This window comes from Shinella sp. GW835-FHT14H05 (assembly GCF_058793575.1).
In genome coordinates, this window is record NZ_JBXAFY010000005.1 from 112026 (window position 1) to 129592 (window position 17567).

21 protein-coding genes are annotated in these 17567 nt (G+C 64.0%); 5 read left to right on the top strand and 16 right to left on the bottom strand.

Translation table 11 applies throughout. The features are described 5' to 3' along the window. Positions 1–57: 57 nt before the first annotated feature. From AC1Q6Z_RS17260 to AC1Q6Z_RS17280, 5 genes are all read right to left on the bottom strand, one after another. The gene (locus tag AC1Q6Z_RS17260) at positions 58–756 is read right to left on the bottom strand and encodes a phosphatase PAP2 family protein (RefSeq protein WP_492648677.1); all 699 of its coding nucleotides are present in this window, start codon (positions 754–756) and stop codon (positions 58–60) included. Between the two features lie 123 nt (positions 757–879). After that, positions 880–1989: a 3-isopropylmalate dehydrogenase gene (gene leuB / locus AC1Q6Z_RS17265; protein ID WP_492648678.1), complete on the bottom strand. Its 1110-nt coding sequence runs from the start codon at positions 1987–1989 to the stop codon at positions 880–882. 96 nt (positions 1990–2085) lie between these two features. Further along, positions 2086–2466, bottom strand: a complete 381-nt coding sequence (locus AC1Q6Z_RS17270) for a RidA family protein (RefSeq protein WP_492648679.1) — start codon at positions 2464–2466, stop codon at positions 2086–2088. 4 nt (positions 2467–2470) lie between these two features. After that, the gene (gene leuD / locus AC1Q6Z_RS17275; RefSeq protein WP_256120488.1) at positions 2471–3076 is read right to left on the bottom strand and encodes a 3-isopropylmalate dehydratase small subunit; all 606 of its coding nucleotides are present in this window, start codon (positions 3074–3076) and stop codon (positions 2471–2473) included. 154 nt (positions 3077–3230) lie between these two features. Next, positions 3231–3485, bottom strand: a complete 255-nt coding sequence (locus AC1Q6Z_RS17280) for a hypothetical protein (RefSeq protein ID WP_492648680.1) — start codon at positions 3483–3485, stop codon at positions 3231–3233. 108 nt (positions 3486–3593) lie between these two features. On the opposite strand from AC1Q6Z_RS17280, the gene AC1Q6Z_RS17285 reads away from it, so the two are divergent. Together AC1Q6Z_RS17285 and AC1Q6Z_RS17290 are read left to right on the top strand one after the other, a co-directional pair. After that, positions 3594–4505, top strand: coding sequence for an HpcH/HpaI aldolase/citrate lyase family protein (locus AC1Q6Z_RS17285; RefSeq protein WP_492648681.1), 912 nt, complete (start codon positions 3594–3596; stop codon positions 4503–4505). Next, positions 4502–4708 (top strand): DUF1737 domain-containing protein, encoded by a 207-nt coding sequence (locus AC1Q6Z_RS17290; protein WP_256120491.1) that lies wholly within the window; start codon positions 4502–4504, stop codon positions 4706–4708. The genes AC1Q6Z_RS17285 and AC1Q6Z_RS17290 overlap by 4 nt, the downstream gene beginning before the upstream one ends. A gap of 160 nt (positions 4709–4868) precedes the next feature. Here the strand turns inward: AC1Q6Z_RS17290 and AC1Q6Z_RS17295 are convergent, their stop codons facing one another. Further along, the gene (locus AC1Q6Z_RS17295; protein WP_069061576.1) at positions 4869–5303 is read right to left on the bottom strand and encodes a metallopeptidase family protein; all 435 of its coding nucleotides are present in this window, start codon (positions 5301–5303) and stop codon (positions 4869–4871) included. Positions 5304–5652: 349 nt separating this feature from the next. On the opposite strand from AC1Q6Z_RS17295, the gene AC1Q6Z_RS17300 reads away from it, so the two are divergent. Both AC1Q6Z_RS17300 and bfr read left to right on the top strand, forming a co-directional pair. Beyond that, positions 5653–6006: a (2Fe-2S)-binding protein gene (locus tag AC1Q6Z_RS17300; protein WP_256120525.1), complete on the top strand. Its 354-nt coding sequence runs from the start codon at positions 5653–5655 to the stop codon at positions 6004–6006. Then, entirely contained in the window at positions 5972–6457 is a 486-nt protein-coding gene (gene bfr / locus AC1Q6Z_RS17305) for a bacterioferritin (RefSeq protein ID WP_256120492.1), read from the top strand. Before AC1Q6Z_RS17300 ends, bfr begins: the two co-directional genes overlap by 35 nt. Before the next feature lie 59 nt (positions 6458–6516). On the opposite strand, the gene AC1Q6Z_RS17310 is transcribed toward bfr, so the two are convergent. The 10 genes from AC1Q6Z_RS17310 to obgE form a co-directional block, all read right to left on the bottom strand. Beyond that, entirely contained in the window at positions 6517–7044 is a 528-nt protein-coding gene (locus AC1Q6Z_RS17310; RefSeq protein ID WP_492648682.1) for an RNA pyrophosphohydrolase, read from the bottom strand. A 9-nt stretch (positions 7045–7053) separates the two neighbouring features. Beyond that, a complete protein-coding gene (locus tag AC1Q6Z_RS17315) occupies positions 7054–8256 on the bottom strand; it encodes a divergent polysaccharide deacetylase family protein (protein WP_492648683.1) in 1203 nt (400 codons plus the stop codon). A 73-nt stretch (positions 8257–8329) separates the two neighbouring features. Beyond that, the gene (locus AC1Q6Z_RS17320) at positions 8330–9652 is read right to left on the bottom strand and encodes a S41 family peptidase (RefSeq protein ID WP_256120495.1); all 1323 of its coding nucleotides are present in this window, start codon (positions 9650–9652) and stop codon (positions 8330–8332) included. Further along, entirely contained in the window at positions 9642–11072 is a 1431-nt protein-coding gene (locus AC1Q6Z_RS17325; protein WP_492648684.1) for a murein hydrolase activator EnvC family protein, read from the bottom strand. The genes AC1Q6Z_RS17320 and AC1Q6Z_RS17325 overlap by 11 nt, the downstream gene beginning before the upstream one ends. 252 nt (positions 11073–11324) lie before the next feature. Beyond that, positions 11325–11807 (bottom strand): 23S rRNA (pseudouridine(1915)-N(3))-methyltransferase RlmH, encoded by a 483-nt coding sequence (gene rlmH / locus AC1Q6Z_RS17330; RefSeq protein WP_492648685.1) that lies wholly within the window; start codon positions 11805–11807, stop codon positions 11325–11327. A 78-nt stretch (positions 11808–11885) separates the two neighbouring features. Further along, the gene (gene rsfS, locus AC1Q6Z_RS17335) at positions 11886–12299 is read right to left on the bottom strand and encodes a ribosome silencing factor (protein ID WP_256120526.1); all 414 of its coding nucleotides are present in this window, start codon (positions 12297–12299) and stop codon (positions 11886–11888) included. Between the two features lie 100 nt (positions 12300–12399). Next, positions 12400–13008 (bottom strand): nicotinate-nucleotide adenylyltransferase, encoded by a 609-nt coding sequence (locus tag AC1Q6Z_RS17340; RefSeq protein ID WP_439626626.1) that lies wholly within the window; start codon positions 13006–13008, stop codon positions 12400–12402. A 37-nt stretch (positions 13009–13045) separates the two neighbouring features. Continuing rightward, positions 13046–14326, bottom strand: a complete 1281-nt coding sequence (locus AC1Q6Z_RS17345) for a glutamate-5-semialdehyde dehydrogenase (RefSeq protein ID WP_492648686.1) — start codon at positions 14324–14326, stop codon at positions 13046–13048. After that, positions 14319–15491, bottom strand: a complete 1173-nt coding sequence (gene proB / locus AC1Q6Z_RS17350; protein ID WP_492648687.1) for a glutamate 5-kinase — start codon at positions 15489–15491, stop codon at positions 14319–14321. The genes AC1Q6Z_RS17345 and proB overlap by 8 nt, the downstream gene beginning before the upstream one ends. A 1-nt stretch (position 15492) precedes the next feature. Then, the gene (gene obgE / locus AC1Q6Z_RS17355; RefSeq protein ID WP_435268994.1) at positions 15493–16503 is read right to left on the bottom strand and encodes a GTPase ObgE; all 1011 of its coding nucleotides are present in this window, start codon (positions 16501–16503) and stop codon (positions 15493–15495) included. Between the two features lie 79 nt (positions 16504–16582). Here obgE and AC1Q6Z_RS17360 point away from each other — a divergent pair, with 79 nt between their 5' ends. Continuing rightward, positions 16583–17443: an endonuclease/exonuclease/phosphatase family protein gene (locus AC1Q6Z_RS17360; protein ID WP_492648688.1), complete on the top strand. Its 861-nt coding sequence runs from the start codon at positions 16583–16585 to the stop codon at positions 17441–17443. The last annotated feature ends 124 nt before the right edge of the window (positions 17444–17567 follow it).

The window sequence follows — 17567 nt, forward strand, 5'->3', positions numbered from 1 at the left end:
CTCCCCCTTCCGATTGTTCATGGCGGACCCGGCTCGTGGTAACACGGGCCGGGTTCTTTATTGGGGCTTGGGTGGCAGCAGGGCTTTCGGCAGCGGCCAGCCGTGCTCGTTGAAGCGGAAGAGCCATTCCTGGCGGGCGAAGACGAAGGCGGTGGCAACGGCGGTCCAGAGGCCGAGCAGCAGGCCGGCGGCGACGTCGCTCGGATAATGCGCGCCGACGATGACGCGGGAGATGCCGATCATCAGCGCGCCGACAAGGAAGAGCGGCCGCAGCCGCGGCGCCAGCATGGAAAATGCGCCGAAAAACGAGCCGACCGCGGCGGAATGGCCAGACGGGAAACTCGCATAGAGATTGTCATAGGCAAAGGGCGTCAGGCTGTAGGCGCCGAGTTCGGAGAAGAGTTCCGGCCGCGCGCGCCCGACGATCAGCTTGAAGAGATGCACCAGGGCGCTCGTCGCGCCGATCGTCACGAGGAAATAGAGCGACAGCCGCCGCGCCGTGCGAGCGCGACCTGCCAGCGTCTCGTTGCGGCTGACCCGGTGCACGATATAGGCGAGGATGACGACGAGGCCCGAGCCGTAGATCATCCAGCTGAACGTGCCGAAATCGGTGATGCGCTGGTTGAAGGTGACGACGCCGCCCGGAAGACCCTGGGCGCGCTGGGACAGTGTGGGATCGAAGGGCACGAGGGCCACGACGAGCAGCACGGTGGTGGCGAGGATCCAGAGCGAGGAGGTCGCAAACGATCGGTTCATGGTCATCCTTTGAAAACAGCGTCGCTTCCATGTGTTGGCGGCAGCCGGCATTTCAAGGGAGCGCAAACGAAAAAGGCTCCCGGAGCACCTGCGCCGGGAGCCTTTCCAGTGAAGATAGTGGTCTCAGGCCGAGAGCTTCTTGAACGCTTCGAGAATGGCGTCGCCCATCTCGGTCGTGCCGACCTGGCGGCTGCCTTCCGACATGATGTCGCCGGTGCGCACGCCGCTGTCGAGCACGTCGGCGATCGCCTTTTCGAGGTTGTCGGCTTCCGCGACCATGTTGAAAGAGTAGCGCAGGCACATGGCGAAGGAGGCGATCATGGCGATCGGGTTGGCGATGCCCTTGCCGGCAATGTCCGGCGCCGAGCCGTGCACGGGCTCGTAGAGCGCCTTGCGCTGGCCCTTGGCATCCGGCGCGCCGAGCGAGGCGGACGGCAGCATGCCGAGCGAGCCGGTCAGCATGGCGGCGACGTCGGAGAGCATGTCGCCGAACAGGTTGTCGGTGACGATGACGTCGAACTGTTTTGGCGCGCGCACGAGCTGCATGCCGCCGGCGTCGGCCAGCATGTGTTCGAGCTGCACGTCGGAATAGGCGCGCTTGTGCGTTTCCGTCACGACCTGGTTCCAGAGCACGCCGGACTTCATGACGTTGCGCTTTTCCATCGAGCAGACGCGGTTGCCGCGCGTGCGGGCGAGTTCGAAGGCGACGCCGGCGATGCGCTCGATCTCGTAGGTGTCGTAGACCTGCGTGTCGATGCCGCGCTTCTGGCCGTTGCCGAGATCGATGATCTCCTTCGGCTCGCCGAAATAGACGCCGCCGGTGAGTTCGCGCACGATCAGGATATCGAGGCCTTCGACGAGTTCGGCCTTCAGCGAGGAGGCGTTGGCGAGCGCCGGGTAGCAGATCGCCGGGCGCAGGTTCGCAAACAGCTTCAGGTCCTTGCGCAGGCGCAGCAGGCCGGCTTCCGGGCGGACTTCGTAAGGAACGGCATCCCACTTCGGGCCGCCGACGGCGCCGAACAGCACGGCATCCGCCGCAAGCGCCTTCTCCATGTCGCCTTCCGAGATCGCCGCGCCATGGGCGTCATAGGCCGAGCCGCCGACGAGGCCTTCGTCGGTCGTAAAGCCGGCGCCGAGTTCGGCATTCATATAGGCGATGATTTTGCGGACTTCCGCCATGGCTTCCGGGCCGATGCCGTCGCCGGGCAGGAGAAGGAGGGTACGCGCTGTCATGGCATTTTCCTTGATGTCATGGAATGGTCGCGCGCTTCTTAGCGCAACTTCCGTTCAAGGAAAATCGCCGGGACGAAAGATTTTTGCGCGAACGTTTCAGTTTTGCCGGAGCGCCGTGACTTCGATTTCGATCAGCATTTCCGGCCGGATGAGGTCGCAGACGATCATGGTGGCGGCAGGGCGGATCCGGCCGAAGGTCTCGCCGAGGATCGGAAAGACCCGGTCGGCAAAAGCGGCGTCGGTCACGTAATAGTGGCAGCGCACGATGTCAGCGAAGGAGAAGCCGGCCTCCTCCAGAACCTCGCCGATGGTGGCGAGGCAGCGGCGCGTCTGCTCTTCAACGCTCTCGGGCATCGTCATGGTGGTGTAGTCGTAGCCGGTCGTGCCGGACACGAAGCACCAGTCACCCTGGACGACGGCGCGCGAATAGCCCGCCTTAACCTCGAAGACAGAGCCGGACGAGATCAGCCGGCGCATCGGCTCAGGCCCAGGGCCGCGAGGAGGCGGTCTGCTTTTCGTAGCTGTCGATCGAGGTCGCCTTTTCCAGCGTCAGGCCGATATCGTCGAGGCCGTTCAGCAGGCAGTGGCGGCGGAAGGCGTCGATGTCGAAGGTGATGCGGCCGCCATCGGGACCGGTGATTTCCTGGGCTTCGAGGTCGACGGTCAGGATGGCGTTCGAGCCGCGGCTCGCATCGTCCATCAGCTTGTCGAGGTCGTCCTGGCTGACGACGATCGGCAGGATGCCGTTCTTGAAACAGTTGTTGTAGAAGATGTCGGCGAAGCTGGTGGAAATGACGCAGCGGATGCCGAAGTCGAGCAGCGCCCATGGTGCGTGCTCGCGCGAGGAGCCGCAGCCGAAGTTGTCGCCGGCGACCAGGATCGTGGCGTTCTGGTAGGCGGGCTTGTTCAGCACGAAATCTTCGTTGACGCTGCCGTCTTCATGAAAGCGCGCTTCGGCGAAGAGGCCCTTGCCGAGGCCGGTGCGCTTGATGGTCTTCAGGTAGTCCTTGGGAATGATCATGTCCGTGTCGATATTGACAACGGGAAGCGGCGCGGCGACGCCGGTCAGCTTGACGAACTTTTCCATGCGGAGACCCTCGGAATACGGTGATGTCGGTTTCGCCAAGCGTTTAGATCAGTTTTCCCGGAATTTGAAGGAGAATCTTCCGAACAGCCGGGCGACCAGACGCAAAAGCCGGGCGCGGTCTGCGCCCGGTGACTCTTGAAGGAGGGAATGCGGCCTAGAGATCGATGATCGTGCCGCGGCCGTCGTTCCAGATGCGCGGTTCGCGCTGGCCGGGGGCGGCGCGGTCGTTACGCGCGCGGGCCGTCGCCCGGACCGGACGGGGCTGGAGCTTGCCTGCGAGCATGCTGCCGAGCATCAGCACGGCTATGATGCCGGCGATGGCAAGGCCGAGCGAGGCGGCGAACAGGAAGGTCGCGCCGGCGATCAGCATGGTGAGGACGGTGAAGACGATGGAGCGTATGCGCTGCATGGGATTTTGCCCTTTCTGTAGAGACGAATGTGGGGGTCGATTTTGTCCATTGCAAGGCCGAAACCGGTAGTGCTTGCCGGCTGCGACAAAGCGCGGCAAAAAGGACGGATGAACAGGACACCGCACCATCATCCGCTCGCTCTCCGCCGCTCGGTGCTGAGCGTTCCCGCCATCAACACCCGCGCACTCGCCAAGTCCGCGACGCTCGATTGCGACACGATCATCTTCGACTTGGAGGATTCCGTGCTGCCGGAGAAGAAGGCGGAGGCGCGGGCCGCCCTCGTCGCCCATTTCCAGGGCCTCGACCGGTCGGGCGCTCACGAATATGTTATCCGCATCAACCCGCTCGACGGGCCGGACGGCGCGCTCGACCTCGAAGCGGTGCTGGACTGCATGCCGGGCGCGGTGCTGCTGTCGAAGGTCTCGGCGCCGCAGGACGTGCTCACCGTTGCCGACTGGCTTTCCGAAGCGGGCGCCGACGAGGGACCGCGGCTCTGGGCGATGGTCGAGACGGCCGCCGGCCTGCTCAACCTCGCCGAAATCGCCGAGACGGGCCGCACCCATGGCGGCCGGCTCGATTGTTTCGTCGTCGGCCTCAACGACCTGCGCAAGGAAACCGGCATTGCCGATATTCCCGGCCGTCCCTTCCTCGTGCCGCTGCTGCTTCAGGTGGTCATCGCGGCGCGCGCCTCGGGGCTCGATGTCATCGACGCCGTCTTCAACGATTTTTCCGATACGGACGGCCTCGAAGCGGAAGCCCGGCAGGGCCGCCAGATGGGCTTCGACGGCAAGATGCTGATCCACCCGACCCAGATCGCCATCGCCAACGAAGCCTTCGGCGTGACGGAGGCGGAAGCCGCCGAGGCGCTGGCTATCGTCGCGGCCTTCGACGCGCCGGAAAATGCCGGCAAGGCCGTCGTCGAACTCGCCGGCCGCATGGTCGAGAAACTCCACGCCGAACAGGCCGGGCGCGTGCTCGCCAAGGCCGACCTGATCAACGAGAGAAAGAAGAAAGCATGAAAGTCTACCGCTTCCTGACCGGCCCCGACGATGCCGCGTTCTGCCACAAGGTGACGCTGGCGCTGAACAAGGGCTGGGACCTGCACGGCTCGCCGACCTATGCCTACAATGCCGAAACGAAGCTGATGCAGTGCGGCCAGGCAGTGGTGAAGGATGTGCCGGGCAAGGAATACACGCCAGACATCAAGCTTTCCGAGCAGTAAGCGCGAAACAAAACACGGTGCCGCCACGCCCCCGCCTCTCCTTCGACATGGTCGGGCTTGACCCGACCCATCCATGGCCAGGGTGCCGCGTGGATCCTCGGGTCAAGCCCGAGGATGGCGTCGTGGGTGGGGCGCCGTTGGTCGATAAACGTTGTCCGGCTCAGCCCGCCGCGATCTCGGCGCTGGCCTCGATGCGTTCCATATCGTCGTCCGACAGGCCGAAATGGTGACCGATCTCGTGGATGAGGACGTGGGTGATGATGTCCCCCAGGGTTTCCTCGTTCTCTGCCCAGTAGTCGAGGATCGGGCGGCGGTAGAGGGTGATGCGGTTCGGCATTTCACCGGTCTCGACCGTAAAGCGTTCGCTGATGCCGCGGCCCTCGAACAGGCCGAGCAGGTCGAAGGGTGTTTCGAGCGCCATGTCCTCGAAGACGTCGTCGCTCGGGAATTCGGCGATCTCGATGATGAGATTGCCGGTCAGCGCGCGGAACTCTTCCGGCAGATGGCCATAGGCTTCGAGCGCCAGCGATTCGAACGCGCTGATCGTCGGGGCGTGGCGCGTCCGCCAATCATCGGTCTGGTCTATGCGGGCCATGGGCTCTCCTTTGCCCGTCATATAGACGATTTCCAGCGTTTTTCGAGGGTCGAATTTGCATGCCCCGCCTGCATCCTATGCGTAAATGGGGCGGTTCGCCCGACGATTCGAGGTTTGGGCCGGCAGGGGACGGAATCGGAGGGTTTCGGGAAAATCCTCGTCGAAAGCGACTTTTGCAATAAAATGTGATCGGTCAGTTTGCCGCACCGTTCGAAGTCTTTTTGACATGTCAGCGAACTGTAACCCTCTGAAAAGACGATATTTATAATCAAGTTTAGAATGACTCTAAATTCATGAGTCAGCAAGGCTGACCTGTTCATTCTTGACAGCAAAGGTCGCCTTTTGCTTAATGCCGGAAACTCAGTGCTTTGCGTATGACAGGCAAGACGAAATGCTGGTTTGCAGCTGCAACTTCATAACCGATAGTGAAATTGTCGACGTGATCAACGAGCTCCTCGACGAGGACTGTTGGCAGCTCATCGTGCCTGCAAAAGTCTATCACGCGATGCAGAAGCGGGGCCGCTGTTGCGGCTGTTTCCCCAACGTCGTCGACATCATCATCCGCACAACCGAGCAGTACCACGCCGGCCGCCACTCGACGGACGACGAGATATTTGATTTCATGATCCGCCTCAAACAATTCCATGAAGAAAACAGGAGAGCGGACCTTGAAAGGCGACAAAAAAGTCATCGAGCAGCTTAACGAAGCGCTCTATCTCGAGCTGGGTGCTGTCAACCAGTACTGGCTCCACTACCGCCTTCTGGAGGACTGGGGTTACACGCTTCTCGCCAAGAAGGAGCGTGCCGAGTCGATCGAAGAGATGCAGCATGCCGACAAGCTCGTCGCCCGCATCATCTTCCTCGAAGGCCACCCCAACCTCCAGACCGTCGCACCGCTTCGCATTGGCCAGAACGTCAAGGAAGTGCTGGAAGCCGACCTCGCCGGCGAATATGACGCCCGCAAGGCCTACAAGAAGTCGCGCGACATCTGTCATGACGCCGGTGACTACGTCACCATGAAGCTTTTCGAAGAGCTGCTGATCGACGAGGAAGGCCATATCGACTTCCTCGAAACCCAAATCGACCTTCTGAAGAAGCTCGGCGAGGAAAAATACGGCCAGCTCAACGCCGCACCGGCAAACGAAGCCGAATAAGGGCGCATCCGCGCCATCCGGAATGGAAAATCCCCGGCCTTGCCGGGGATTTTTGTTTGTCAGGGCGCCAGGTGCGCGAAGGCTGCGACGACCTCTTCGTAGACCTTGCGCTTGAAGGGCACGATGAGCCCCGGCAGGTCCTGCATCGCCTTCCATTCCCAGGCGTCGAATTCCGGCTCGTGGCCGCCCGGCGGCGGGTTGATGGCGATCTCGCTTTCGTCGCCTTCGAAGCGGAAGGCGTACCAGCGCTGCGTCTGGCCGCGATATTTGCCCTTGAGGCCGATGCCGATGAGCTGGGCCGGCAGGTCGTAGTTGATCCAGCGCCCGGCATCGGCGAGGAGCGAGACGCTCTTCATGCCGGTTTCCTCGTAGAGCTCGCGGTGGGCGGCGGCCAGCGGATCCTCGTCCTTGTCGATGCCGCCTTGCGGCATCTGCCAGAGCTGCGGCGAACCGTCATATTCGGAATTGCCGACGGGAATCCGCCGGCCGGCCCAGACCTTGTTGTCCGCGTTCAGCACCATGATGCCGACACAGGGGCGGTAGGGCAGGTCCTCGGCCTGAACCACCTTGTCCTTATCCTTGCCCATCGAAAATTCCTATTTTTTGGCGGGAACGGCTGCAAGCGACGCGACGCCGACGATCTCGATGCCGCGGCCCTGCGCTTCCTCGCACCATTCGCGGATCGCGTCCACACTTTCATCGAAGGCAGAAGCCATGCCGATCGCCGTGCCGTTGCGGCGCGCGATGCGCTCCAGCTCGTCGAGTTTCTTCAGCACCGCGTCGCGGGAAAGGTCGGCGTCGAGCTGGAGGTCGGCAAAGGCATGCGGCGCCTCGACGGCACCGGCGATCGTTCCCGACAGCGACTGCGCCGAGCTGCCGTCGTCGAGGAAGAGCAGGCCACGGCCGGAGACATCGCGGATCACCGGCTCCAGCGCATCGGCGTCGGAAAGGAAGCGGCCGCCCATGAAATTGACGATGCCGGTATAGTTGGTGATCTGCGCCATGGCGCGGTGCAGTTCGGCAAGGTTCTGCGTCTCGCCGAAATCGGTGCGCAGCGTGTAGAGGCCGGGGTCGTTCTGCGGATAGTCGAAGGGTTCCAGCGGCATTTGCAGCAGGATTTCGTGGCCGTTGCGGCGTGCCTCCTGCATCCAGCGCGGCAGGCTGTTGCCGCTTGCGGCAAAGGCCAGCGTCACCTCGCCGGGCAGCTCGCGGATCGCGCGCTGCGTGCCCGTCTGGCTGAGGCCGAGCCCGCCGACGACGATGGCGATGCGCGTGCCGCGTGCGCCGGACCATGGCCGGGCGTATTGGTCCATCGGCCGTGTGCCATCGAGGCCGATGATCGGGATCTTGCCGTCGGAGGTCTCTTCCAGCAGGTCTTCGTTGGGGAAGGCGGCGGAGCGCGCATCCTGGCCGATGCGGTTGGCCTCGATGATGAGTGGGCCGGTGCCGTCGCGCGCGCCCGGCGTGTATTTGCGCACGACATTGCCGTCGTCGGTCAGCGTCTCCTCGACGCGCACGCCGGAAAGGCCGGTCGTCCGGCGCACGCCGTCCTTCGCCTCGGCCGTCTTCTGGTCGGGCCTGGTGTCAGTCGTCGTCTCGGAGGAGGCGTCTTCCGCGGGCACGGTGATTGGCGCGGTGCGCAGGCCCGTGGGAGCCAGCGCGGTCCAGCCGGAAAAGCCGAGCATGCCGGCGATCGCCACGGCAAACACGACATTGCCGGCGGAGAACCGCGACGGTCCTGCCGGTCCTGGCCTTGCCTTGCGGTCCTGGCCGAGAGGTGCGTGAATGTCTGTGCCCAAGGTCAGTCCGTGCTGGCCAGAAGGTGCAAGAAGAAATCCTGGCCCGTGCGGTGACGGGCCAGGAGCAAGCGGCTTACTTCTTCAGCTCCGCCTTTTCCGGATTGGCCGGGAAGGCCTTGTCCGTCTTCTGGCCGCGCAGCAGTTCCAGCGCATACTGAAGCTGGAGGTCGTCCTTGGCTTCCGGCGGCACATAGGCCGAGGAGCCGGAGCCTTCCTGCGTTTCGCTCTGGCCCTGGATGTGGCCGCGCAGGCTGGATTCACCGGCGGCTTCCAGCTTGCCCTGCAACTCGGCCGGCAGCGGCTGTTCGACCGTGATGTCCGGCGTAATGCCGGTGCCCTGGATCGATTTGCCCGATGGCGTGTAGTAGAGCGCCGTCGTCAGGCGCAGTGCGCCCGCGTCGCCCATCGGGATGATGGTCTGGACGGAGCCCTTGCCGAAGGACCGCGTGCCGAGCACGGTGGCGCGGCGCAGGTCCTGCAACGCGCCGGCGACGATTTCCGACGCCGAGGCCGAACCGCCATTGACCATGACGATGACCGGCTTGCCGTCGGTGATGTCGCCCGGCGTCGCGTTGAAGCGGCGGGTTTCGTCCTCGTTGCGGCCGCGGGTCGAGACGACCTCGCCGCGCTCCAGGAAGGCGTCGGAGACATTGATCGCCTGGTCGAGCAGACCGCCCGGATTGAGGCGCAGGTCGAGCACGTAGCCCTTCAGCTTGTCGGCCGGAACCTCTTCCTTGATCTTGGTGATCGCGGCTTCGAGGTCGTCATAGGTCTTTTCCGTGAAGGAGATGACGCGCAGGTAACCGACATCGTTCTCGACGCGGGACTTGACCGCGCGCACCGCGATGATGTCGCGCATAATGGTCAGTTCGATCGGCTTGTCGGCGCCCTTGCGGATCAGCGTCAGCTTGATCGGCGTGTTGACCGCGCCGCGCATCTTCTCGACCGCTTCTTCCAGCTTCAGGCCGCGCACGTCCGCGCCGTCGATCTTGGCAATGAAGTCGCCGGCGAGAACGCCAGCGCGGGCGGCCGGCGTGTCGTCGATCGGGGTGATGACCTTGACGAGCTCGTCCTCCATCGTGACCTCGATGCCGAGACCGCCGAATTCGCCGCGCGTCTGCGTGCGCATGTCGTCGGCGTCCTTGGCATTCATGTAGGACGAATGCGGGTCGAGCGAGGTGAGCATGCCATTGATGGCATTCTCGATCAGCTGGTCTTCCTTCGGCGGCGTCACATATTGCGCGCGCACGCGTTCGAAGACGTCTCCGAAGATGGAGAGCTCACGATAAGTTGACGAGCCGGCAGCTTCGGCAGGCAATGTCGCCGTGTTGATGACGCTCATGGCGGTCGCACCCATCAGTGCACCGACGATCACAAGTGAAGCCCTACGTATCATTGCGTGCCTTTCCAGAATTTTTTGCGGACCACCACGGCCGGGAATCAACCGGTTTTCCGTTCTTTCGGAATTCAATGTAAAGTGTCGGCTTGTCTGTTTCCAGCGTCAAAGCGTTGACACTCGCGACCCTTTTTTCACCCATCACGGCAAGTGGTTCTCCCGCCACGACGAATTGACCCTCTCGCACGCTCACCCGGTCCATGCCGGAGAGCACAAGATGGTAGCCCTCCCCAGCATTCAGGATGATCATGCGCCCGTAACTGCGGAACGTGCCGGCAAAGACGATCCATCCATCCGAAGGGGCGGTGACCAGCGCGCCGGGATTTGCGGCGAGCGTCAGCCCCTGCGAATCATGGCCGGTGCCGTCTGCTTCGCCGAATTGGCGCAGAACGTCGCCGGCCACGGGAAAGTCCAGTTTTGCCTGCAGTTCGGAGAATTCATATGCCGGAGCAATGCGGTTTTTGTCGGGCACCGAGTCGCGCGCGAGCGCCCTCGCCCGCTCCCGTTCGGCGTCTGTCTGGTTGCGCCGTTCCTCTTCCTTGGTGCGCGCCAGGGCGGCCGCATCGCGCACGGAGCCGATGTCGCGCTCCAGGCTGCCGATCAGGCCTTCCAGGCTGGTGGCGCGGGCCGCAAGCTCCTCGGCGCGCCGGCGTTCCGCGGCCAATGTGCGGCTGTTCGTGGCCGTCAGCGCCTCGTTCTGGGCGACCAGCAATTCGGAGCGTTTTTCCTCCTCGACACGCAGCAGCATCGCCTGGGCAAGGTCGGTCCGCTCGCGGTCGATATCCGTCTTGACGTCCATCAATTCTTTGAGATCGGCGACGAGTTCCTCGGTCTCCTTGCGGATGCCGGGCACGACGGCGCCCAGAAGGATGGCGCTGCGCACGGAAGAGAGCGCATCCTCGGGTTTGACGAGCAGCGCCGGCGGCGGATTGCGGCCCATGCGCTGGAGGGCGGCGAGAACTTCCGCCAAAAGCCCACGCCGCTCGTGCAGCGAGGCGCGCACGCCTGCTTCGCGCTCGCGCATGCCTTCCAGCCGCTTTTCGCCGGCAAGAATCTTGTTTTCCATGTCCTTGCGCATCGCGGCCGACTTGACGATAGCATCGCGCAGGCTCTGGCGGGATTTTTCGAGCGTGGCGATCTCGGCTTCCAGCTCCTTCGTCTTCTCGCTCGAAACCGTGATCGACTGGGACAGCGTTTCGAGCTCCCGGCGCGTGCTGTCACGACGCAGTGCAAGAGCGGCGGCTGGATCTGGCTCGACCTTCGGCAGGGAGCCGGTCTTTTCCAGCGCGACATTTCCCTCGACGGGCTCGGCGGCGATGGGCTGGGAAACAAGGGTCAGCGACAGGACGACCGAAAGCAAGGCCGGTCGCAGCAGGCGACTGACCCCCTCACCCGGATTGACTGTGCCGGCTTTCCTCATCGTCTCCCGAACGTCCGTTCCCCCAACGCTCTATGCTGATTTGGAGGTTTCGCCAAGAAATCCCGCTGCCGCAAAACACTTGGCCAACAAACCGCGCCAAAAATACGGCCTCTGCCACCCTGCGCGCTCAGCCTTGCGTGACGATTGCGCGTAGAGCAATTCCAGCAAAAGTGTGCAGCGGTTTTGCGTCCGGAATTGCGTAAAAACAAAGAAAGAGAGCGTTTTCGCGATTCGAAGAAGTGCGGAAATGCTCTAACTGCGGTGATAGGGGTGGCCGGAGAGAATGGTGACGGCGCGGTAGAGCTGCTCGGCGAGCAGGATGCGCACCAGCTGGTGCGGCCAGGTGAGCTTGCCGAGGCAGAGCGTGGCGTCGGCACGGTTGTAGAGCGCGGGGTCCAGCCCGTCGGCGCCGCCGATCGCGATCATCAGGTCGCGTTTTCCGCCGTCGCGGAAATTTCCGATCAGGTCGGCAAAGGCGGGCGAATCGAGCGATTTGCCGCGCTCGTCGAGCAGGATCAGCACGGCGCCGTCGGGCAGCGCCTTTTCCAGCAGGACCGCTTCCTCGCGCTTGCGCGTCTCCGCATTGCCGGCGCGGCTTTCGCCGACTTCGACAAGCTTGCCGAGCTCCAGGCCGACGGCGGGGCCGGCCTTGGCGAAACGGTCCAGATAGCGGGCCGCAAGATCCTTCTCAGGGCCGGCCTTCAGCCGTCCAACCGCGAAAAGTCCAACCCGCATCGCCCAAACCCTGTCCGTTCGTGAGTGCGCTCAAGCCGCGCACCCGCTTTTCCTCACCGGACAGGCGTCCGGCGTCTGTTAATGGACGGTGCCGTCCTCGATCTCGGGAGTCGCCCACATCCGTTCGATGGCGTAGAACTCCCGGACTTCCGGCCGGAACACGTGGATGATGATATCGCCTGCGTCGATCAGCACCCAGTCGCCAGCCTCCAGGCCTTCGACGCGGGCATTGCCCAGGCCTTCGTCCTTGAGATCGGAGATGAGGTGATCGGCAATCGCCATGACGTGACGGTTCGAGCGTCCGGACACGACCACCATGTAGTCGCCCAGTGCTGATTTTCCGGCAATGTCGATGGTAACGATATCTTCTGCCTTGGAGTCCTCGAGGCTTGCGAGGACCAGTTGAAGCGCGCGGTCGGCGGCATCGTCGCCACGTCCCGGGCCTTTCGAGAAGACGCTGCGGGCGCTTCCCTTTGCGTGCACTGTTGTCAGGTTCGTTCCTTTCTGGGTAACAGGACAGCACGTCTCGTACCGGCATTACCTTACCGGTACAGTGTAAATGTAGGCATCAATGCATGCCAGTTTCAAGACGTCACTTCTGAGGGATGGTTTTCTCTACGGCCGCGCGGTCGCGCAGGGCGGTCGAACTCAGCGCCGAACGCGGCCCATGGATGAAGGTCCAGGCCGGTGCCCGCCGGCCGGGTAGGCTCATCGCATCCTCCTCGTCGACGCGGGCATAGTCGAAGGTTTTCGCCATGCGGGAGGAGAGGTAGGAGAGCGTCGAGCCGGGGCGGTCGATGACAGCGATCGGGAAAGTGCAGGCGATCTTCTGCCAGTTCTGCCAGCGGTGGAAGGTGCCGAGATTGTCGGCGCCCATGATCCAGACGAAGTGGACGCCGCGGTTCAGCGCCTGCACGCGCTCCAGGGTCTTTGCCGTATAACTCTGGCCGAGGCGTTTTTCGAAGGCGGTCACCTTCACCCGCGGGCTGGGCGCGATCGCCTCGCTGAGCTTGATGCGCTCGGCAAGCGGCGCCAGCTGGCGGTGGTCCTTCAGGGGGTTGCCGGGCGTCACCATCCACCAGAGCTGGTCGAGCCCGAGCCGGCGCAGCGCCGTTTCGGCGACGAGCGCGTGGCCCTGGTGCGGTGGATTGAACGAGCCGCCGAACAGGCCGACCGCCATGCCCTTTTCGACATGCGGCATTTTCAAATAGCGGTCTGCAATGGCGTCCGGCGTCACTTCAGGGCCGCACCTGTCCGGTGCCGCGCACCCGGTATTTGAAGGAGGTGAGCTGCTCGACGCCGACGGGGCCGCGCGCATGCATCTTTCCCGTCGCGATGCCGATCTCGCCGCCCATGCCGAACTCGCCGCCGTCAGCAAATTGCGTGGAGGCGTTGTGCAGCAGGATCGCCGAGTCGATTTCCGTGAAGAAGCGTTCGACGACGGCCGGGTCGTCGGCGATGACGGCCTCGGTGTGGGCGGAGGACCAGCGGTTGATATGCTCGATCGCGCCGGAAATGCCGTCGACCAGGGTGACCGAGATGATGGCGTCGAGATATTCCGTCGACCAGTCCGTCTCGGTGGCGGCGATGAGACCCGGAATGCGGACGAGGATTTCCGCCGTCGCGCGCACCTCGCAGCCGGCGGCGCGCAGGCCCTCCACCAGCGGCGCCAGATGCGTGTCGGCAATGGCGCGGTCGACCAGCAACGTTTCCGCCGCGCCGCAGATGCCGGTGCGGCGCATCTTGGCGTTGACGACGATCCTTTTGGCCATCTCCAGGTCGGCGGACTTGTCGACATAGATGTGGCAGAGGCCTTCGAGATGGGCGAAAACCGGCACGCGCGCCTCGCTCTGCACGCGCGCGACGAGGCTTTTTCCGCCGCGCGGCACGATGACGTCGATGGCGCCATTGAGGCCGGACAGCATGGCGCCGACGGCGGCGCGGTCCGTTACCGGCACGTACTGGATCGCATGTTCCGGCAGGCCGGCAGCCTTCAGGCCCGCGACGAGGCAGGAATGGATCGCCTGCGATGAATTCACGCTGTCCGATCCGCCGCGGAGAATCACGGCATTGCCGGCCTTCAGGCACAGCGCGCCGGCATCGGCCGTGACGTTCGGCCGGCTTTCATATATGACGCCGATGACGCCGAGCGGCGTGCGCACGCGCTCGATATGCAGGCCGTTCGGCCGGTCCCATTCGGCGATCACGTCGCCAACCGGGTCCTTCAGGTCCGCGATATCGCGGATTGCCGCAGCGATGCCCTCGATGCGCTCGGCCGTCAGCGTCAGCCGGTCGATGAAGGAGCCGGCGACGCCGCTCTCCTTCGCATTGGCGAGGTCGATTTCATTGGCGGCGAGAATGGCGTCGCGGTTCGCGAAAATCTGCGCGGCCATCGCTTCGAGCGCGCGGTTCTTCTGCTCGGCGGTCGCAATCGCCAGCGGCCGGGCGGCGGCGCGGGCGTTGCGGCCGATCTCGGCCATCAGGCTGTCGATGTCGGTTTTCTTGGCCTGGTCAAGCATGGCTCACATCCCTTCCCGCCTCGGCAAGCGGCGCTGCCGAACGGCCGGTCACCACGAGGTCGTCCCGGTGCACCATGGCCGCGCGGCCGGCATAACCGAGAATGGCGGCGATTTCCGCCGATTTTTTCCCAACGATCAGGCGCGCTTCGTCGGCATCGTAGCCGGCAAGCCCGCGGGCGATCTCGCGCCCGTTCGCACCATAGATCGAGACGGTGTCGCCGCGCGAAAACGAACCCCAGACGCCGCGCACGCCGGCCGGCAGCAGGCTTTTGCCCGAGGCGAGCGCCGTTTCCGCGCCGGCATCGATTTCGAGACGCCCCGCCGGCTGCAACTGCCCGGCAATCCAGGTTTTGCGCGCGGTTACAGGCGATCCGGAAGGCGCAAACCACGAAGACCGTGCGCCCTCTTCAACCGCGCGCAACGGATGGTCGACCTTGCCCGACGCAATGATCATGGCACAACCCGCACCCGTCGCGATTTTTCCGGCATCGATCTTCGTCCGCATGCCGCCGCGCGACAATTCCGAAGCGGCACCGCCGGCCATCGCCTCGATCTCCGGCGTGATCGCGTCGATCGTTTCGAGGAAGCGTGCGTCGGGGTCGAGATGCGGCGGTGCCGTATAGAGGCCGTCGATATCGGAGAGCAGCACCAGCAGGTCGGCGCCCGTCATGGTGGCGACGCGGGCGGCAAGGCGATCGTTGTCGCCGTAGCGGATTTCGGTCGTCGCGACCGTGTCGTTTTCGTTGATGATCGGCACGGCGCCGAGTTTCAAGAGCTGGTTGATCGTCGCGCGCGCGTTGAGATACCGCCGCCGCTCTTCCGTATCGCCGAGCGTCAGCAGGATCTGGCCGGCGACGATGCCGTCGGTGGAAAGGCTTTCCGACCAGGCGCGCGCCAGCGCGATCTGGCCGACGGCCGCCGCCGCCTGGCTTTCCTCCAGCTTCAGCGCCCCCGAGGGCACCTTCAGCACGGAACGGCCGAGCGCAATGGCGCCGGAGGAGACGACGAGCACCTCAGTGCCGCCGGCCCTGAGCGCGGCGATGTCCTGGCACATGGCATCAAGCCACGCCTTTTTCAGGCCGCTCGCCCGGTCGACAAGCAGGGCCGAGCCGATCTTGATCACAATCCGGCGGTATTTTCCGAGCGGTTTGCGGTGTCTCGTCATCTCAGTCGTCGGATCCGGAATTCTTCGCTTCAACGATGATGTCGCGCAGCGCCCGGAGCGTGCTCGTCATGCCGACGCCGGCGACGGCAGAAATCTGGTAGGGCTTCTGGCCGCTCGCCTTCTGAAGCGCCTTGGTCTTCTTCTTCAACTCGTCCTCGTCGAGCAGGTCGATCTGCGACAGCGCCACGATCACCGGCTTGTCGGTGATGCCGCCGCCATAGGCTTCAAGCTCGTGTTTCACCGTCTTGTAGGCCTTGGCGACATCCTCCTCCTGGGCGGAGACGAGGTGCAGCAGCACGCGCGTGCGCTCGACATGGCCAAGGAAACGGTCGCCGAGCCCGATGCCGTCATGCGCACCCTCGATGAGGCCCGGAATGTCGGCAAGGATGAATTCGCCGCCGTCGATCGTCGCGACGCCGAGGTTGGGGTGCAGCGTCGTGAAGGGATAGTTGGCGATCTTCGGCCGGGCGCGCGTGCAGGTCGCGAGGAAGGTGGACTTGCCCGCATTCGGCAGGCCGACGAGACCGGCATCGGCGATCAGCTTCAGCCGCAGCCAGATGGTCTTTTCGTCACCCTCCAGGCCCGGATTGGCCCAGTTCGGCGCCTGGTTGGTGGAGGACTTGAAATGCGTGTTGCCGAAGCCGCCATTGCCGCCGGCGGCAAGCTTGAAGCGCTGGCCCTCGGTGACCATGTCGATGATCAGCGTCTCGTTGTCTTCCTCGAAGATCTGCGTGCCGACCGGCACTTTCAGCGTCACGCTGTCGCCATTGGCGCCCGTGCGGTTGCGGCCCATGCCGTGCGTGCCGGTCGCGGCCTTGAAGTGCTGCTGGAAGCGGAAGTCGATCAGCGTGTTAAGGCCGTTGACGGCCTCCACCCACACGTCGCCGCCGCGCCCGCCGTCGCCGCCGTCCGGCCCGCCGAACTCGATGAATTTTTCGCGACGGAACGAGACAGCCCCTGCCCCGCCGTCACCGGACCGGATATAGACTTTTGCTTCGTCCAGGAATTTCATCGGCTCGCCGTTCGCTTTTCTCGTCTTCTAATAGTGCCGTCTTCGATATAGCCGCTTGCCTGAGAGGTCAAAGACTATCGTGAAATTCGTCAGCTACAACGTCCAGTATGGCATCGGTCTCGATGATCGGTTCGACCTGCCGCGCATCGTGTCCAGCATTCACGGTGCCGATATCATCGCGCTCCAGGAAGTGACCCGCAATTTTCACCGCAACGGCCATGTCGACATGGTCGCGGAATTGCAGACGCTGCTCGCCACGCATTATTCCGTCTTTGGTGCGGCCTGCGATCTCGACGCCGGCTCGGCGATCGAGCAGGGCCGCGCGGTCAACCGCCGCTTCCAGTTCGGCAACATGATCTTTTCGCGCTGGCCGATCCTCTCGACCCGCACGATCCTGCTTCCGCGCACGCGAACGCTCGACAAGCTGAACCTGCAGCGCGGCGCGACCGAAGCGGTGATCGCCACGCCGAAGGGCGCCATCCGCGTCTATTCCACGCATCTCGACCATGTCCACCGCGACGAGCGCATCGCGCAGATCCGCTATCTCAAGGATCGCGCCCAGCTTTATGGTTTCGAGGGCGGCGCGATTTCCGGTGCGCACGAATTCGGCCTTGCCGAACCGCCGGTGCCGGAGGATTACGTGCTGATGGGCGACTTCAACATGGTGCCGGAATCGCCGGAATATGACGAGATGGCCGGCAGCGTAGATGCGCTCTACGGCCGCCAGATCCGCGCCACCCATCCGGTCGATGCACTGGCCGGCCTCGGCAAGCGACACGCCGCAAGCTACAGCTGGATCGATCCCAAGAACCACGCCGACCGCCTCTTCCTCGACTATTGTTTCCTCAGCCACGGCCTCGTCGAACGGCTGACGGATGCCTGGGTCGACGAGACCGCCTTCGGCTCCGACCACCTGCCGGTCTGGTTCGAGCTTTCGTGAGTGAAACGGGCTGAATTTTTCATCGTCGCCCCGCTCTAAAACCGGGAAACCCTCTCCTCCGTCATGGTCGGGCCTGACCCGACCATCCACGTCCCACCCGCGGCATGGATCCTCGGCTCAAGGC

Excerpts from the sequence above, each read along its gene's own strand:
- AC1Q6Z_RS17260 (WP_492648677.1), bottom strand. The coding sequence starts at position 756 with ATGAACCGATCGTTTGCGACCTCCTCGCTCTGGATCCTCGCCACCACC.
- leuB (WP_492648678.1), bottom strand. The coding sequence starts at position 1,989 with ATGACAGCGCGTACCCTCCTTCTCCTGCCCGGCGACGGCATCGGCCCG.
- AC1Q6Z_RS17270 (WP_492648679.1), bottom strand. The coding sequence starts at position 2,466 with ATGCGCCGGCTGATCTCGTCCGGCTCTGTCTTCGAGGTTAAGGCGGGC.
- leuD (WP_256120488.1), bottom strand. The coding sequence starts at position 3,076 with ATGGAAAAGTTCGTCAAGCTGACCGGCGTCGCCGCGCCGCTTCCCGTT.
- AC1Q6Z_RS17280 (WP_492648680.1), bottom strand. The coding sequence starts at position 3,485 with ATGCAGCGCATACGCTCCATCGTCTTCACCGTCCTCACCATGCTGATC.
- AC1Q6Z_RS17285 (WP_492648681.1), top strand. The coding sequence starts at position 3,594 with ATGAACAGGACACCGCACCATCATCCGCTCGCTCTCCGCCGCTCGGTG.
- AC1Q6Z_RS17290 (WP_256120491.1), top strand. The coding sequence starts at position 4,502 with ATGAAAGTCTACCGCTTCCTGACCGGCCCCGACGATGCCGCGTTCTGC.
- AC1Q6Z_RS17295 (WP_069061576.1), bottom strand. The coding sequence starts at position 5,303 with ATGGCCCGCATAGACCAGACCGATGATTGGCGGACGCGCCACGCCCCG.
- AC1Q6Z_RS17300 (WP_256120525.1), top strand. The coding sequence starts at position 5,653 with ATGCCGGAAACTCAGTGCTTTGCGTATGACAGGCAAGACGAAATGCTG.
- AC1Q6Z_RS17310 (WP_492648682.1), bottom strand. The coding sequence starts at position 7,044 with ATGGGCAAGGATAAGGACAAGGTGGTTCAGGCCGAGGACCTGCCCTAC.
- AC1Q6Z_RS17320 (WP_256120495.1), bottom strand. The coding sequence starts at position 9,652 with ATGATACGTAGGGCTTCACTTGTGATCGTCGGTGCACTGATGGGTGCG.
- AC1Q6Z_RS17325 (WP_492648684.1), bottom strand. The coding sequence starts at position 11,072 with ATGAGGAAAGCCGGCACAGTCAATCCGGGTGAGGGGGTCAGTCGCCTG.
- rlmH (WP_492648685.1), bottom strand. The coding sequence starts at position 11,807 with ATGCGGGTTGGACTTTTCGCGGTTGGACGGCTGAAGGCCGGCCCTGAG.
- AC1Q6Z_RS17340 (WP_439626626.1), bottom strand. The coding sequence starts at position 13,008 with ATGCCGCATGTCGAAAAGGGCATGGCGGTCGGCCTGTTCGGCGGCTCG.
- AC1Q6Z_RS17345 (WP_492648686.1), bottom strand. The coding sequence starts at position 14,326 with ATGCTTGACCAGGCCAAGAAAACCGACATCGACAGCCTGATGGCCGAG.
- proB (WP_492648687.1), bottom strand. The coding sequence starts at position 15,491 with ATGACGAGACACCGCAAACCGCTCGGAAAATACCGCCGGATTGTGATC.
- obgE (WP_435268994.1), bottom strand. The coding sequence starts at position 16,503 with ATGAAATTCCTGGACGAAGCAAAAGTCTATATCCGGTCCGGTGACGGC.